This window comes from Heliomicrobium sulfidophilum (genome assembly GCF_057715735.1).
In genome coordinates this window covers 958,635-975,191 of record NZ_JBVTZZ010000005.1, presented here as the reverse complement: position 1 = coordinate 975,191, position 16,557 = coordinate 958,635, and the positions used below count along the sequence as shown (strand labels likewise).

The following is a 16,557-nucleotide window of genomic DNA, read 5'->3' as shown; positions in this document are numbered from 1 at the left end:
GAGGAAGGGATAGCCAGTGGAGCATGGTCATGCTATTTCAAGGAATTCTTAAGCACCGGGAATTGCTGAGCCAATTTATCCGAAGAGAGGTTCTAGATAAGTATAAGGGTTCTTATCTAGGTGTCGTCTGGTTTGCCGTAACGCCATTGATCATGCTATCCATCTATACGTTTGTCTTTGGCAGTGTATTTAAAGCGAAATGGGACTATGCAATTACTGCGAGCACTCAGGAATTCGCGATTACCTTGTTTTGTGGGATGTTGGTTTTCGGAGTATTTAGCGAAAGTGTGACAAGGGCGCCATCCATCATTGTAAATAATCCCAACTACGTAAAAAAGGTCGTTTTCCCGTTAGAGATTTTACCCGTCAGTTTGCTTGGCGGTTCATTGATTTCCTTTTTCATCGGAATAATGATACTTTTGGGTGGGGAACTCCTGCTGCTCAATCAGTTGCCTATTACGGTGCTATTGTTGCCGATCATTATACTTCCACTCCTGTTTGTTTCCTTAGGTCTCTCGTATTTTCTAGCTTCTCTCGGTGTGTACTTGCGAGACATTGGACACTCCATTGCATTGGTCGTTCAAGCATTGTATTTTTTGACCCCTATTTTTTATCCGATATCTGCTGTACCGGAAAATATTCGTTTTATGCTCTACGCCAATCCACTGACTGCCCTGGTAGAAAATGCTCGGAGGGTTGTGGTGTGGGGGCTTGAGCCGGATTGGGGAATATGGGGAATTCATTTAGGGATTTCTTTGATTCTTTTGCAGTTCGGCTACTGGTGGTTCATGAAAACGAGAAAGGGTTTTAACGATGTCATCTGAAGCCGTTATCAGTGTGAAGAATGTGAGCAAATGCTATCAAATATACGAACAACCGCAAGACCGTTTAAAACAGATGCTCTGGAGAGGCAAAAAAGCGTTCTACCAGGAGTTTTGGGCATTGCGGGATGTATCCTTCCGGGTAAATAAGGGGGAATCTTTGGGCATCATCGGGCGCAACGGTTCTGGAAAAAGCACTCTCCTGCAGATCATTGCCGGTACCTTAGCCCCGACGAGGGGGGAGGTTTATGTAAATGGGCGAGTGGCAGCCTTATTGGAACTGGGCAGCGGGTTTAATCCAGAGTATACCGGGCGGGAAAACATTTTTCTCAATGGCAGTATTCTTGGTATCTCCCGAAAAGAGATGGAAAACCGCTTTGATGAGATTGCTTCCTTTGCCGACATCGGTCAATTCATCAATCAACCGGTCAAAACATACTCGAGCGGGATGGTCGTGCGACTAGCTTTTGCGGTACAAGCCTGTATCGACCCGGACGTTTTGATCATTGATGAGGCCCTTGCCGTTGGGGACTTGTTGTTTCAAAAACGCTGTTTTTCTCGCATGAAAACACTGGTAGAACGAGGCACAACGCTTCTTTTTGTGACTCACGATATTGAGTTGGTGCGTACTTTGACGTCTAGAGCAATCCTGATCGACGGCGGGGAAATGGCGATGGAGGGGGGGTCGGCGGCGGTTACATTGGAGTACCGTCGCCGTATGCATCGGGAAGAATCGGCGTACTTTCAGCGGTTATTGGGTGCCCCAGCGACAGCGGAAAGCCATAGGGAAACGACTTTGCCTTCGGATACAGGTGCAGCAGAGAACTCGAAGGAAGGTGCAGGAGTTTCGAAGAAAAACCAGGACTTTGGAGATCAAGACGCCTATATTACGGATGTCTGGGTACTGGACAGCAGCGGGAAACCCTGCAAACTTTTTTTTCCTGGCGATGAAGTCCGTATTCAGGTTGCCTGCAGGACCCGAATTCCCATGAAAAACTTGAACATCGGTCTTCGAATACGCAATAAACAAGGTCTCAAAATCTATTCGTGGGGAACCTTAAATCAGGATATTTCTATCTGGAGTGGTCGGACGGGTGGAAAGACATTCTGGGAAGAGGAGATACCAGGAAGCGCGTATCTGCTGACAGAGTTTAGATTTGATTGTAAACTTGGTGTAGATCTTTATGAGATCCAAGCGTGCGTTACCCAAGAGAATGATCGTTTTTACCGGGAACAGCGGATGTTGCATTGGATCGATGAAGCCGCCTTTTTTCAGGTTAGTCAACATCAGCAGGAATACTTTTTTGGCGGAGTATGTGACATTTCCATGAAAGCAACAGTACTCGATCAGACGAATGATAAGACCTTGAAAAAAGCGTTTGTGTTATAAGGAGGGCTCAGTTTGAAAGAGGTACAGCGGTATGATTATGGGCCCCTTTATGATGAACACTGGAGAACAATAAACATGAAAGTGGAATTAGAATCGAAAGCTGCGGAAAACCAGGCAACGACGATTATAAAATTGTGTGGAACGGGCAACGTCCTTGATGTTGGTTGTGGGAAGGGGTTACTGGTACGGGAGTTGTTGCATCGTGGCATTGACGCGCTGGGAATTGACGTATCCAGCCAGGTGATAGAGTTCAATCGCACGATGATTCCCGAGCGGTTTCAGGTTGGTTCGCTTTTAAAAATCCCTTTTGCTGCTGAAAGCATTTCGACGATTTCGGTCATCAATGTGCTGGAACACCTGCATGCTGAAGATATGGCAGAGGCGCTGGCGGAACTCTACCGGGTTTGCCAGCGGTACGTCTTCTGCATCGTTTCCATTACCAAGGACGATAATATTTTTGGACAGTTGACACTGGCAAATCGGGGATGGTGGGAACGGCAGTTCTTCTGCGCTGGATTTCGAAAACACCCCATGTTGTTAAAGCAAATTGGCTATGAACCGTTGGAGTCGGAGAGCCAAGACATACTGTTGGTATTTGAAAAGATTCCACTGATAACAAAACGGGAATTTCCTTTGGATTGGTTGGTGCGCGAGCGGGATTTGCACATGGATATGCTCCGGGAAACGGGTCGCCGTTCAGATGCGCATATCCAAAGGTATGTCATGGCATCCCGGTATGTCCGGGCGCACGACACTGTTTTAGACGTCGCCTGTGGTATGGGATACGGCGCAGCGATCCTATGGGATGCCTCGCAAGCGAAAGCAGTCATCGGCATAGATAACTCGAAATCAGCGATTGATTACGCCGTCGCCAATTATGCTTCCTCACGCCCAGGGGTATCTTTTCAATTGGGTGATGCGCAGGCGCTGGATCTGATCGAATCATCGACGTTGGATGTTGTTGTATCGATGGAAACGGTCGAGCATCTCCAAAATCCGGAGAAGTTCCTCCAACGGGCTCAGAGTCTTCTGCGCCCCGGTGGGCGTATCATCCTATCGGTCCCGAATCAGTGGATGGATGAAAATGGCGATGATCCGAACCCACACCACCTTCATGTCTTTGATTATCCGAAAATAAGAAACCTGGTCGAGAAATTTTTTTTCATAGAACAAGTTTTTGGACAAATCGCTGGTGGAGGAATGAAGCTCACAACTGAGCCGAGAAGATGGTTTGAGGTCGTGGGGGATAAGCCCACGGAAGAAGCCGAATGGTGGATTATAGTCGCCATGAAGAACCCTGTTGTCAAAACACCACATTATCGAGAGTCTGTACTTTGGAATAAAGACGAATATTCGGGGAACCATCCCCATCATTACGGAACAGCCTATGAATACCCGTGGATCCAACACGCTTTCGTTACCCCGGGCCTGCGGGCTAATTCGATACAATTGATTGAGAATTTGGCCAGAAAAATAGAGGCTAAGGTCAGTCCGGGAAGTGCAGATGAAGGGGCGTTGCTGTGTGTCGTAGGTTACCGTTTTTTGGATAAAAAATACTTCGACCGAAATGAAATCATCCATTGGCTCGAACGACTTGAGGCATATGTAGCAAAGATTCCCGATAGTCCGATGAAAGCTCGCTGGAACATTTCTTGCGCTTATCTGCTGGGGTTGCTCTACCTTAAACTAGGAAAGCAGAATAAAGCTATTGAAACCTTTCAGCTATGTTTAGAGAAGGACTTTTTACGTTTTTCCCCTCCTCTCGCTACGAAATCGGCTGGAGCTGCATTGTATATCGGCAATCTACTGCTCGTTTCTGGAAAGAAGATAGAGGCGAGAGATTGGTGGAAACGATCTATCCAGGAGGCCACGCGAGCATTTAGTGTTCCATGGGAGAATTGGTGGGGCGACATTGATGAACCACTCACCTTCGGACTCAAAGAAGCGAGTCAGGTATTGGACATTGCCAGTCAGGCAGCGTATGCTCTCTCGCTCACGGCGAATAACAAGCTTGTTCGGGATAGCGCATTGGAGAATATATACTCGTTTTCGGAACAGTATCAAAAAAAGTGGCTTAAAAGTCAGTTGGTTGAACTCAACAAATATTGTTCTAACCTAAATAAGGGAAACAAGTGGTTGGAACAGCGTGCCGAAATGTGGGAAAAAAAGACAGGAGAAATGGAAAATCAAGTAAACGAACTAAAAAAATGGATTGACAGTTTGGAGTCGGGGAAAAAGTGGCTTGAGAAAAAGTATGACGAACTTGTTGGGCTGTTACAAGAAAAAGAAAAGGTTATTGAAGAGATAAACCTTTGGAACCAACAGCTACATTCAGGAAAGGAATGGCTCGAAAAAAAATTACAAGAGTCAAATCGAGAAATTGCCAAGCGGGAAGAAGTCATATCTGAATTGAGAGAATGGAACGAGCAGCTTTTAACGGGGAAAAAGTGGCTTGAGCAAAAACTTGTTGAAAACGGAATACGGTATACTGAAGAATAACGTTGATATGAATCTTGTTATGTTGGGGGTTCCAAAATGGATTTTGATTTTTTGTCTCCACCCAATAAGCGTTGTGTAAAAATATTTAGGATGAAACAGAAGGTAAAACCAAGGGTTACGGTGATTACTCCTTTCTACAATGCCCACGAATTCATAGATCAAACCGCCCAAACGTTGTTTGCGCAAACATTGCGGGACTTTGAATGGCTAATCATTGATGACGGTTCGACCTTAACGGAGTCTAAGGAATGCTTGCAACAGTTGGCTCTACAAGACGAGAGAATTCGCGTCATCCGCAAGGAGAACGGCGGTCTTTCCAGTGCGAGAAACAGAGGCTTTTTAGAAGCTAATACGAATTATGTTGTTCCTCTCGATGCAGATGACCTTATTGAACCTACGTATTTAGAAGAATGTTGGCGGGCCTTACAAGTTTACCCTGAAGCCGCTTGGGCCTATACGGACTCTGTAGGATTTGGTGACCATGAATACATCTGGCGCAAGCCATTCCTGCTACAGAATCTCAAAGAGGAGAACTTTCTCGTGGCTACGGCTATGATAAAAAGGGATGTATGGTCTGAAGTGGGTGGTTATGACGAGTCTCTAAAGCATGGCTATGAGGACTGGCATTTTTGGCTAACTTTAGCAAAGCACAGAAAATACCCTGTCCATATTAGGAGTTACGGTTTTTGGTATCGTCGCCGTCAGAGTTCTATGCTAAGATCGCTTGAAAAAGACAGAGAAAGAAAGAAAGTGGCGTTTGATAAGGTGCAGGAGTTGGCTGCGGATATTCGAGACAGCGGCTTTCAAGCTATCGAAATGGAATCATATAAATTCTTGGGATCTAAAACACCGTTAAAACTCGAGTATGATATAAGACCATACAATTTTGATAAAAGAATTACCATATTGTTTGTATTTCCTTGGTTAAGCATGGGTGGTGCAGATAAGTTTAATCTTGACTTGCTAGAACGTATCGATAAGAACAGATATCGCTGTTTGATATGCACCACCATCCCCTCAGAAAATCTATGGCATTCCAGGTTCCAAAGCCATGCGGAAGGGATTTTTCATTTACCGAATTTCTTGCCTGTTGAGCATTGGCCGGATTTCATCTCCACTAAACTTGTCGAGGAAAAGGTCGATGTACTTTTTATCTCGAATAGTGAATTTGGCTACTACTGTTTACCTTGGTTAAAAGAAAACACGCCACGAACTTTTGTTGCTATTGATTTTATTCACATGGAAGAAAAGTATTGGAAGAACGGAGGCTATCCCAGGCTATCGTCTAACGTGAAAAACTTTCTTGATAAAACCTATGTATCGAGCCAGAGCCTAAAAAGCACAATGATTAATGAATACGGCCGTCAGCCAGAACAGGTAGATGTTGTATATACGAACATTGATGCGATGAATTTTTTAACCCTGACGTATTTGAATATGGCGAAATCCGGAATAAACTTGGCGTTGGAATGGAGACACCAGTAATTTTGTTCCCTTGTCGCCTACATCAGCAAAAACGGCCGTTTTTAATGATCGATATTGCAAAACAGTTACAAGAAAGGAATAAAGGTTTTTCCTTATGGGTAATCGGTGACGGCCCAGAGGAAGAGCGGATGCGTGTTAAGGTAAAAGATTTAGGATTAGATAAGCACCTGGTTTTCTGTGGAGCAGTCACCGACGTCCGTCCTTATTATCGAGATGCTGACTTGACTTTAATCTGCTCGATTAAGGAAGGGTTGGCGTTGACAACGTATGAATCCATGGCGATGAAAACACCGGTGATTACTGCTGACGTTGGTGGACAAAAGGAACTTGTTGTTACCGAAACAGGTTACGTGATTCCACTGATGGCTGATGAAAAGAATGACTTTGGGCAAGATGTGTTTTCAAAAAAAGAGATTGCTGCCTATACTGACCTCCTTGTTTCAATGATTGAAGATAGAGGGCGAATTGAGGAGATGGGGAACCGGGCAAGGGAAAGAATTTTGGACAACTTTCAAATCGAAAAAATGGTAGGGTACTTCGAAGAGCAATTCGTCACGTTGAAAGACAAGTCGAATTCAAGAGTCGAAACTGCGGGATTAGGAGAACCATTGGTCTCGTTATACATGCAGCTTTTATATACGGAGAAAGTATCCGATCAAATCTGGCATGCAAGATGTTACTTTGAAAATCTGGTAAAACAAAAAGGAACGTCTTCGAAGAAACGGGATATAAGTGAGTCTATTCTAACAATAGCAAGGAAACTAAAACGAATCCTTACAACAGTATAGGTCGAATATAGTATAAAGAATAGTTGGCAGTATATAAAAGGAGGATTCAACTCTTGAATATCTGTGTTGTTGGAACAGGTTATGTAGGTTTAGTAACAGGGACATGTTTTGCAGAAATGGGTCATTGTGTCGCATGCATTGATATTGATGAAAAAAAGGTTGGGATGTTAAAAGGAGGAACCGTTCCTATCTATGAACCTGGTTTAGAGGAAATGGTTAAGCGGAATCAAGATGAAGGGCGATTATCTTTTTCAACGGATTTGTCTGCCGCAGTACAGTCCAGCCTGATTATATTTATTGCAGTAGGGACTCCGCCAGGAGAAGACGGCTCTGCAGATGTTACGCAAGTTCTTAATGTAGCGAAAAACATTGCGGCACACATGAATGGATATAAAATCATCGTGAATAAATCAACGGTGCCGGTGGGAACGGCCTACAAGGTAAAAGATACCATTCAAACAGTGCTTTTCAATAGAGGTAATACCGAGAAAGATGTCGAATTTGATGTAGTATCAAACCCTGAATTCTTAAAAGAAGGTTCTGCTATCAATGACTTCATGAAACCGGACCGAATTGTTGTGGGAACCGACAATGTTCGAACTGCTGAATTAATGAAGGAACTCTATAGTCCTTTTCTAAGAAACGGACACCCTGTACTTTTCATGGATATTCCATCTGCGGAATTGACCAAATATGCGGCGAATAGTATGTTAGCCAACCGAATTAGTTTTATGAATGAGATTGCGAAGGTTTGTGAGGCAACTGGTGCCGATATCGAACAGGTCCGGTTAGGAATTGGCAGTGATTCGAGGATTGGAATGTCCTTTCTATACGCCGGAATCGGGTACGGCGGTTCCTGCTTTCCGAAAGATGTCCAAGCGTTGATCCGAACCGCCAATGAACACGGGATTACACCCTACATTTTGGAGGCAGTAGAAACCGTCAATCGTAGACAAAAGAGACGATTAGTGGATATGGTTGTCACTAAATATGGAGAAGATCTCACCAAGTATACCTTTGGTATCTGGGGATTATCTTTCAAGCCTCAAACGGATGATATGCGTGAAGCTCCCTCACTCGACATAATTTCCGAACTCAGAAGACGAGGCGCTAAGATTTTCGCCCATGATCCGGTGGCGGTACCCGACGCGAAAAAAATTTTGGGTGAAGAAGGCATTACGTATGTCCAAAATTACTATGATGCAGTAATTGATGTCGATGCGTTGTTGCTGGTTACTGAATGGAATAGTTATCGAAGACCGGATTTTGAACGTATGGCCAGGCTGATGAAGACCCCAGTAATATACGATGGACGTAACCAGTATGATTCAAAGATACTCCGAAAAATCGGATTTGAGTACTACGGTATTGGAAGGAATTAATAAAAATGCATACTAAAAAACGTATTTTGGTCACCGGTGGCGCAGGTTTTTTGGGATCCCATCTTTGCGAAAGACTGCTTCTAGAAGGCCATGAAGTATTATGTTTGGACAACTTTTACACAGGCTCAAAAGACAACATTTCCCATTTACTAAAGAACACTCGGCTTGAACTTATACGACATGACATAATAAACCCTATTAATGTTGAGGTTGATGAAATTTATAATTTGGCATGTCCTGCTTCGCCTGTTCATTATCAAAATAACCCAATAAAAACGTTAAAGACCAGTGTGCTTGGCGCTTATAATATGTTGGGTTTAGCAAAACGCATAAATGCTAAAATACTACAAGCTTCGACGAGTGAGGTATACGGCGACCCAGTGGTTCATCCGCAAACAGAAAGCTATCGGGGGAATGTCAACCCCGTTGGCCCGAGGGCCTGTTATGACGAAGGAAAGCGAGCCGCCGAAACCTTGTTCTTTGATTATCATCGCCAACACAATGTGGCGATTAAAGTGGTTCGTATATTTAATACTTATGGTCCACGAATGCATCCCAATGATGGCAGGGTAGTCAGCAACTTTATCGTGCAGGCGTTGCAGAATAAAAACCTGACCGTTTATGGGGATGGTATGCAAACCAGATCATTTTGTTATGTCGATGATCTCATAGAAGGTATGATCCGAATGATGAATTCCGCTGATGATTTTACGGGACCTGTTAATATTGGAAATCCAGAAGAGTTCACTATTAAAGATCTTGCTCAGAAAATTATTAGTATGGTTAATAAAGAACTTCATATACAGTACAAACCACTTCCCATAGACGATCCGCTGCAGCGGAAACCGGATATTCAGATAGCTGTGAATGCGCTTGATTGGTACCCTAAGACTTCTTTAAATGAGGGTTTGAAAAGGACTATAGAATACTTTCGCGATGCTCTTGAACTTTATTAAGTAAATAATTATTAGTTTGCAGAATAGGGGTGTAATAAAAAAATGAACAACAAAAGCAATACAGACATGTTTACATTGGAAATAAAAACACCTAAATTGAATTATCGCCTTCAGGTGTTTACACTCGGCTAGGTTCTGGGGAAGAAAAAACCCGGTAGCCTGAGCCACCGGGGTGCATAGAAACCCGCGATTCTTCCAACACTTGGTTTGTCCAAAAAACAACCGAAGGAAGAAGGGTTTTGTATGCAACCACAGTCTGCCCAGATTAAGCTGGTTTTAAGCGCCTGCCAAAAGGTAATCCACAAGCAATGGACTGTCACGGAAGCAGCTCGGTATTTGGGATGTTCTCGACCGACCTTTTATAAAAAGTTGAATGGCTACCGCAAGCATGGAATTCAGGGACTTTTCGATAAAGCCCAGTCACGCCCACCGCGAATCGAAAAGTCGATAGAGGCGATGATCATGGTCTATGCATTTAATCACCCGTCCTGGGGTTGCCAACGGCTCGCTCATGAATTGAGGCTCCAAGGCATATCGGTGAGCCATAGCGCTGTGCAAGATTGCTTTCATCGAAATGGAATTCCCAAAATAAGAAAACGGCAGGCGTGGGTTGAAAAGAGCCATGCCATTGGTCAATATACCCAAGAACCTACGGATAAGGAACTGAGCAAAACACGCCATGTCCAGGCCGACCATCCCGGCTCTGTCATCGGAACGGATACGAAAACCATCGGCCGGATTCAGGGAGTTGGCCGCGTGATATCTACCGTGTTCATCGATATTGCATCCTCCTATGGATGGTGCCGGTTGAGCCTGGAGAAGGACTCCTGCGCAACCACAGAGGCGTTGGAACAGGTACTGGCTTCTCCCATCATGCAACGGCTTCGGATAGAGCGAGTGTTGAGCGATAACGGGACGGAGTTCCAGGGGTTGTTCCGTGACGCATTGCGAACCCATGGGATCAAGCCGGCGTACACGAAGGTGAAGCATCCTTGGACCAACGGATCGGCGGAACGGTTCAACCGGACATTGATGGAGGATTTCTTTCAACCGTTGCTCTCGAAAAAAGAAGCCATGGAAGTGGGAAATGCAACACAAGTGGCCCGCCGACATGGGATCGATCCGAAACGACTGTATTACTGGATTCGAGAATCGCAACATAAGGGCTTCCAAGAAGCACCGGCGGATGCAAAGCAAATTGCTCCGTATGTGCCATCCGCACAAGAATTTAAGCAATTGGAATCGGAAAACATCGCGCTCAAAAAGTTACTTGGGGAAAAGGCTTTAGAAATTCAAATATTGCAGGACTTGATAAAAAAGAAGAACCCGGGCTATCGGAAAAACTAGAAGTTGCCGATGAATGGATAGTCCGGGAAGAAGCCAGCACCGCCTTTGTTTTGCGTGTCATCGGCATTCACGAAGCCACCTACTACGCTCGGCGCCAACGTCTACAGAGAGAACCGAAAGAGCGCACATACAATGGCGGACGGCCGCAACCAGGGTATTCATGGACACAAGACGGAAAGCGAATCAGCGATGAACAAATTAAGGAATACCTAATGGAACTCATCGCTGGCGAAGAAAGCGTCTACGGATATCGAAAGCTGGGAATCTGCCTCCAGAAACAGCATCAGTTGGTCATCAATCACAAAAAAACCTATCGGCTATGCAAAGAGTTGGATATCCTATCGCCACAACGGCGGGCCAAGGCCAAACATCCGCGCCGGCTGGCGCGCAACCGAACCATTACCGCCTCCAACGAACTCTGGGAGATGGACATCAAATACGGCTACATCGCCGGTGAAGATCGCTTCTTCTATCTCATGTCGCTCATCGATGTCTATGATCGCTCGATTGTAGATTACCACATTGGGTTAAATTGCGAAGGTGCTGACGCAGCCAATACGCTGAAACGGGCGTTGTGGAAACGAAACTGCTTTGAAAAAGAAACGAAGCCAATTGTGCGAACCGACAATGGACCGCAGTTTATCAGCCGTGTGTTTGAGGAAACGTGCGAACAATACCAGGTGGAACACGAACGGATTCCCCCTAAGACGCCGAACAAAAACGCCCATATCGAATCGTTTCATGCAAACCTGGAACGTGAGTGCTACATCAAGCATGCCTTTGAATCCTACCAAGACGCCTACCAGGTGGTCGGAGAATACATTGACTTTTACAACCAGAGGCGAATCCATGGCAGCCTCTACGATATGTCTCCTGCGGAGTTTTGTCGACAGCTGGCGGATGGGAACGTACCCGCCTTTGTCGTCACACTGTAGTATGGGTACCGCACCGTGGACCAGGCAGGCCAAAGCGCAAAGCCCGACGTCGACCGCCTAATTGACGTTCCCTATACAGGCCGACGTCTGTCAAGGGACGCCGAAGGCGTGGCGAAGCCCTTGCCCTTGATAGACGTTGGTCTGTATAGGACCCTGCAAGAGGTGGTGACGGCGGTCCCGAAAACAGCGCAATCTCTAATTTTGTGAGACTCTACGAAAAACAGCGAATAAGGGGTCTACGCTCTAGAATTAGGGGTTTGAACCGCGAATTGGGTTGGATTCCGAGAGAATCTTTTGAGACGGGGTTAAGGAAGACAGTACGCTGGTACATGAAAAACAATGAATGGACCCAGAAAGTACTTTCTGGGGAATACATGCATTGGGTACAGTCAAATTATTTAATGCGTGATATCCACTGCTCGTAGGAGGAATGAGATGATTCGCAAAGGTATTATTCTCGCAGGGGGGACTGGGACCCGTTTGTACCCGCTAACCCAAGTCGTCAGTAAACAACTCATGCCTGTTTATGACAAGCCTATGATCTATTATCCTCTGACAACACTAATGCTCTCCGGAATCACCGATATTTTAGTAATCACAACCCCCAGGGATAGTCATTCTGGTCGCGCTATTAATAGTATAGGTCAGTACCCAGTCCATGTTAGCTATCATTGGATTGATGCAAAAAGCGGTTCCATAGCCGTATTTGATGGGGAAAGAACTCCCTTGGTTGAGGAGTTACAAAATAATACAGTAAAAAGTGTACCCGTCTCTGTGATTAGTCCTAATCAATCAGGAAACAGCAGAAAATATTCTAAAAGTAGTAGTGTGAAGTTTGTGAAAAAGCATGAGCATAAATAAACGCATACTTATATATACAAGAATACAATTATATGTTGCGGGAAAATGAGGGGACTATGACTTACTCAAGCTTATCTCTGCTCGAATCGGAAAGTATCGAGATCATCCGTGAAGCCATTTCTGGCGCCCGCAAACCCGTTATGCTTTACTCGATTGGTAAAGACTCTTCGGTCATGCTTCACTTGGCCCGAAAAGCGTTTTACCCTACTCGCCCCCCGTTCCCCCTCCTGCACGTAGATACCACTTGGAAATTCAAGGATATGTATACGCATCGGACACGGATGATTGAAGAATCAGGGATGAAATTGATTGTTCACGTAAACCAGGAGGGTCTGAATGAGGGAGTCAACCCGTTTGTTCATGGTTCCAGTTACTATACGGATATTATGAAGACTCGAGCCTTACGCCAGGTCCTGGATGCGCACGACTACGATGTGGTCTTCGGCGGCGCGCGTCGTGACGAGGAAAAATCGCGTGCGAAAGAGCGGATCTTTTCCTTCCGGTCCGCTGGTCATCGTTGGAATCCAAAGGCGCAGCGTCCAGAGCTTTGGAATCTCTACAATACACACACGCGACCCGGTGAAACAATTCGCGTCTTTCCTCTTTCTAATTGGACTGAAATTGACATCTGGCAGTACATTTACCAGGAAAACATCCCGATAGTGCCGCTGTACTTCTCGAAGGAACGTCCTGTTGTTCGCCGAGAAGGGGCCTGGTTTATGGTCGATGATGATCGTTTTCCTCTGGAACCGGGAGAGAGACCGGAGATGCGCAGTGTTCGCTTTCGTACACTCGGGTGTTATCCGCTCACTGCAGCGATTGAAAGCACAGCGGAGACGTTAGAAGAGATTATTGCAGAAATATTGAACGCGCGCTCTTCTGAACGCCAGGGACGTTTGATTGACAACGATCAGCCGGGTTCCATGGAGAAGAAGAAGCAGGAGGGTTATTTTTAATGGGCGCCCGTCAAGCAGAAGATATAACCACCTTTTTGGAGGAGCAGCGGCGAAAGGATACGTTGCGCTTTATTACATGTGGCAGTGTCGATGACGGAAAATCAACATTGATTGGTCGGCTTTTGTATGAATCCAAAGGCATCTTCGATGATCAACTCAGGGCTTTAGAAAGCGAGTCGAAGGTATATGGCACCCAAGGGGCGCAGATGGACTTTGCCTTGCTCGTTGACGGCTTGCAGGCCGAGCGTGAGCAAGGCATCACGATCGATGTAGCCTATCGTTTTTTTGCCACGGATCGGCGGCGTTACATTGTTGCCGATACACCGGGTCACGAACAATATACCCGCAATATGGCCACCGGGGCGTCAACGGCTCAACTCGCAATTATTTTGATAGATGCGCGTAAAGGAGTACTTACGCAAACTCGCCGTCATAGCCGTATTACTGCGATGATGGGCATTCATCATGTTGTTGTCGCAGTCAACAAAATGGATCTGGTGGGATTCGATGAACAAATCTTTCGGTCCATCGAGAAAGATTACGGAAACTTTGCCGTTCCGTTGGCCTTTGCAACGATTCAGGCGATTCCGGTGTCTGCTTTGGAAGGTGACAACATTGTTCATAACAGCAGCCGTACGCGCTGGTATGATGGCCCGTCCTTATTGAGTTATCTTGATACAGGCTCTTTTTCGTCAGATTTCGTCAGGCAGGAATTTCGCATGCCTGTGCAATGGGTCAACCGGCCAAATTTGGATTTTCGCGGCTATTGTGGTCGCATTGCAGAAGGGGTTGTAAAACCGTGCGATAAGGTTCGAATTCTGCCTTCCGGCGTGATGAGCCAAGTAAAGGAGATCCACTTCTGGGAACGGCCTCTTGAACAGGCACAGAAGGGAGAATCGGTAACACTGACTCTTACCGATGAGGTTGATATCAGCCGGGGTGATGTGATTGTTGGAGCAGACGACCCCTTAGAAGTGGCCGACCAGTTCGAGGCGAAGCTTTTGTGGATGGCCGAGTCTCCTTTGATTCCCGGCCGCCCCTATCAATTAAAGATCCATTCCAAAGAAGTGACCGCCACTATCACCCGGATCAAGCATCGAGAAGATATCAACACAGGAGCGCAGCTAGCAGCCAAGCTCTTAAAAATGAACGAGATTGGCCTGGTTCATCTTTCCACTCATCAGCCAGTAGCCTTTGAACCCTATCGGCTCAACCGGAACTTAGGAGGTTTTATTTTAATAGATAAACTCAGCTTCGAGACCGTCGCCGCCGGTATGATCCAATTTCCCCTGCGCCGCGCTGCGAATATTCATTGGCAGGCGTTGGAAATAAACAAACAGGCGCGGGCTGACTTGAAACACCAGAAGCCCTGCTGCTTCTGGTTTACAGGGCTTTCGGGAACAGGCAAATCAACAATTGCCAATTTGTTTGAGAAGCGCCTTCATGGAGAAGGCAAACATACCTATATCCTTGATGGTGATAATGTGCGCCACGGTCTGAACAGGGATTTAGGCTTTTCAGAAGAGGATCGGGTAGAGAACATCCGCCGTGTCGCTGAGGTCGCAAAACTGATGGTGGATGCGGGATTGATCGTGTTGGTTTCTATTTAGCCCCGTTAAAGTATTTGAGTCTTATCCCCTAATAAGTTAAACTAATAACTATGGAGGGGATAGGAAATGGAAAGGAAACAGTATCCAAAAGAGTTCAAAGAACAGGTTGTTCGAGAAGCGCGGGAATGCGGAAATATTGCTCAAGTTGCCCGTCGCCATGAAATTCACGTGAACATGCTCTATCGTTGGATGCAGCAGTCAAAGCATAAATCATGGCAAGAGGCGCCGGAAGATGCCAAAAGAGTATCCGCCTATGTTCCTTCCCCACAAGAATTTGTTCAACTTGAGTCTGAAAACGGCCGATTAAAACAAATACTGGGCGAAAAAGACCTTGAGATCTCCATTTTGAGGGATTTGCTAAAAAAGAAAAACCCGGGCTGTCTGACAAAATTGAAGTAGCTGACGAATGGATTGCCCGGGGTTATCCGGCAGCGCTAGTGCTGCGAATTGTCGGCGTCAAGGAAGCCACATACTACTACCGAAAGCAACGCAGCGCAAACCCCATTGAGCGGAAACAAAACGGAGGCCGTCCGATTCGGGGATACTCGCGAACGGAAGACGGTAAACGTGTGAGTGACGAACAAATCAAGGAACATTTACTCGAGTTCATCTCAGGTGAAGAAAACGCCTACGGGTACCGAAAACTGACCCTCTGCTTACAACGTCAGCACCATCTTGTGATTAACAAGAAAAAGGTCTACCGATTGTGTAGAGAACTGGATATCCTTTCAGCGCAACGTAAGATTCGATTCAAGTATCCAAGGCGACTGGCCAATAACCGGCGAATTACAGAATCCAATCAGCTTTGGGAAATCGATGTAAAGTATGGGTATATCGCAGGAGAAGATCGGTTTTTCTATATGATGTGCCTCTTTGATGTGTACGATCGAATGGTGATCGATTACCACATTGGCCTTAGCTGTGAAGCTCGCCACGCCGTTGAACTGATCCAACGTGGACTTTGGAAGCGTCATCAGTTTGAGAAATCAGCAAAACCCGTGGTTCGCACCGATAATGGGCCACAGTTTATTAGCCATGCCTTTGAAAAGGCCTGCATGGAAATTGGAATTGAACATGAACGAATTCCGCCAAAAACGCCTAATAAAAACGCGCATATTGAATCTTTTCATGCCATTTTAGAACGAGAATGCCTAAATCGCCAAGAGTTCACAAAATATCAAGAAGCCTACCAGGCTGTCGTTGATTACATTTTGTTTTATAACCACCGACGCATTCACGGCAGCCTTTATGACCTGTCTCCCGTGGAATTCCGTAAGCGATTATCGCTGGGGGCAATTAAGCCGATCGAGGTCTGTGTGTAGCGAAGGGGACGTAGTTCCCCAAACGCAGGTCCCCCCTGTAACCGGATGCCGGAGCCTGAGCTCGTCCCTTTTCCCAGCCTGGTCATGTAACGCCATGTCAGACATAGACGGCAACCGCCAGCGGCGCGAAGCGGCCTTGACCGCTGTGGTAGGCTGGGTAATCCACGGGCGATGACAAGCCATAACCGTCTACCGTCACCCTCGC

Annotated in this window: 13 protein-coding genes and 1 pseudogene; all 14 read left to right on the top strand. The window is 46.0% G+C overall.

From position 1 onward, the window contains the following. The first annotated feature begins 23 nt into the window (after positions 1 to 23). The 14 genes and pseudogenes from AC0CW1_RS10380 to AC0CW1_RS10315 all read left to right on the top strand — a co-directional run bounded on the left by AC0CW1_RS10380 (position 24) and on the right by AC0CW1_RS10315 (position 16,352). Positions 24 to 824: an ABC transporter permease gene (locus AC0CW1_RS10380; RefSeq protein ID WP_488182981.1), complete on the top strand. Its 801-nt coding sequence runs from the start codon at positions 24 to 26 to the stop codon at positions 822 to 824. Continuing rightward, positions 814 to 2,211, top strand: coding sequence for an ABC transporter ATP-binding protein (locus tag AC0CW1_RS10375; RefSeq protein WP_488182980.1), 1,398 nt, complete (start codon positions 814 to 816; stop codon positions 2,209 to 2,211). The genes AC0CW1_RS10380 and AC0CW1_RS10375 overlap by 11 nt, the downstream gene beginning before the upstream one ends. A gap of 12 nt (positions 2,212 to 2,223) precedes the next feature. Continuing rightward, the gene (locus AC0CW1_RS10370; RefSeq protein WP_488182979.1) at positions 2,224 to 4,710 is read left to right on the top strand and encodes a class I SAM-dependent methyltransferase; all 2,487 of its coding nucleotides are present in this window, start codon (positions 2,224 to 2,226) and stop codon (positions 4,708 to 4,710) included. A 36-nt stretch (positions 4,711 to 4,746) separates the two neighbouring features. Then, positions 4,747 to 6,195 (top strand): glycosyltransferase, encoded by a 1,449-nt coding sequence (locus tag AC0CW1_RS10365; protein WP_488182978.1) that lies wholly within the window; start codon positions 4,747 to 4,749, stop codon positions 6,193 to 6,195. Continuing rightward, positions 6,180 to 6,983, top strand: a complete 804-nt coding sequence (locus AC0CW1_RS10360; RefSeq protein ID WP_488182977.1) for a glycosyltransferase — start codon at positions 6,180 to 6,182, stop codon at positions 6,981 to 6,983. Before AC0CW1_RS10365 ends, AC0CW1_RS10360 begins: the two co-directional genes overlap by 16 nt. Before the next feature lie 53 nt (positions 6,984 to 7,036). Further along, positions 7,037 to 8,365, top strand: a complete 1,329-nt coding sequence (locus AC0CW1_RS10355; RefSeq protein ID WP_488182976.1) for a UDP-glucose dehydrogenase family protein — start codon at positions 7,037 to 7,039, stop codon at positions 8,363 to 8,365. A 5-nt stretch (positions 8,366 to 8,370) separates the two neighbouring features. Next, positions 8,371 to 9,321, top strand: coding sequence for a UDP-glucuronic acid decarboxylase family protein (locus AC0CW1_RS10350; RefSeq protein WP_488182975.1), 951 nt, complete (start codon positions 8,371 to 8,373; stop codon positions 9,319 to 9,321). Between the two features lie 243 nt (positions 9,322 to 9,564). Next, complete coding sequence (locus tag AC0CW1_RS10345; protein WP_488182974.1) at positions 9,565 to 10,668, top strand: helix-turn-helix domain-containing protein; 1,104 nt, start codon at positions 9,565 to 9,567, stop codon at positions 10,666 to 10,668. Continuing rightward, a complete protein-coding gene (locus AC0CW1_RS10340) occupies positions 10,557 to 11,603 on the top strand; it encodes an IS3 family transposase (protein WP_488184134.1) in 1,047 nt (348 codons plus the stop codon). The genes AC0CW1_RS10345 and AC0CW1_RS10340 overlap by 112 nt, the downstream gene beginning before the upstream one ends. A gap of 435 nt (positions 11,604 to 12,038) precedes the next feature. Continuing rightward, a pseudogene (locus AC0CW1_RS10335) lies at positions 12,039 to 12,215 on the top strand (sugar phosphate nucleotidyltransferase); the annotation flags it as partial. A 305-nt stretch (positions 12,216 to 12,520) separates the two neighbouring features. Further along, the gene (gene cysD / locus AC0CW1_RS10330) at positions 12,521 to 13,420 is read left to right on the top strand and encodes a sulfate adenylyltransferase subunit CysD (RefSeq protein WP_488182973.1); all 900 of its coding nucleotides are present in this window, start codon (positions 12,521 to 12,523) and stop codon (positions 13,418 to 13,420) included. Further along, positions 13,420 to 15,030: a sulfate adenylyltransferase subunit CysN gene (cysN, locus tag AC0CW1_RS10325; protein WP_488182972.1), complete on the top strand. Its 1,611-nt coding sequence runs from the start codon at positions 13,420 to 13,422 to the stop codon at positions 15,028 to 15,030. The genes cysD and cysN overlap by 1 nt, the downstream gene beginning before the upstream one ends. Before the next feature lie 66 nt (positions 15,031 to 15,096). Beyond that, the gene (locus tag AC0CW1_RS10320; protein ID WP_488182970.1) at positions 15,097 to 15,429 is read left to right on the top strand and encodes a transposase; all 333 of its coding nucleotides are present in this window, start codon (positions 15,097 to 15,099) and stop codon (positions 15,427 to 15,429) included. Continuing rightward, the gene (locus AC0CW1_RS10315) at positions 15,408 to 16,352 is read left to right on the top strand and encodes an IS3 family transposase (protein WP_488184133.1); all 945 of its coding nucleotides are present in this window, start codon (positions 15,408 to 15,410) and stop codon (positions 16,350 to 16,352) included. Before AC0CW1_RS10320 ends, AC0CW1_RS10315 begins: the two co-directional genes overlap by 22 nt. Positions 16,353 to 16,557 lie beyond the last annotated feature (205 nt).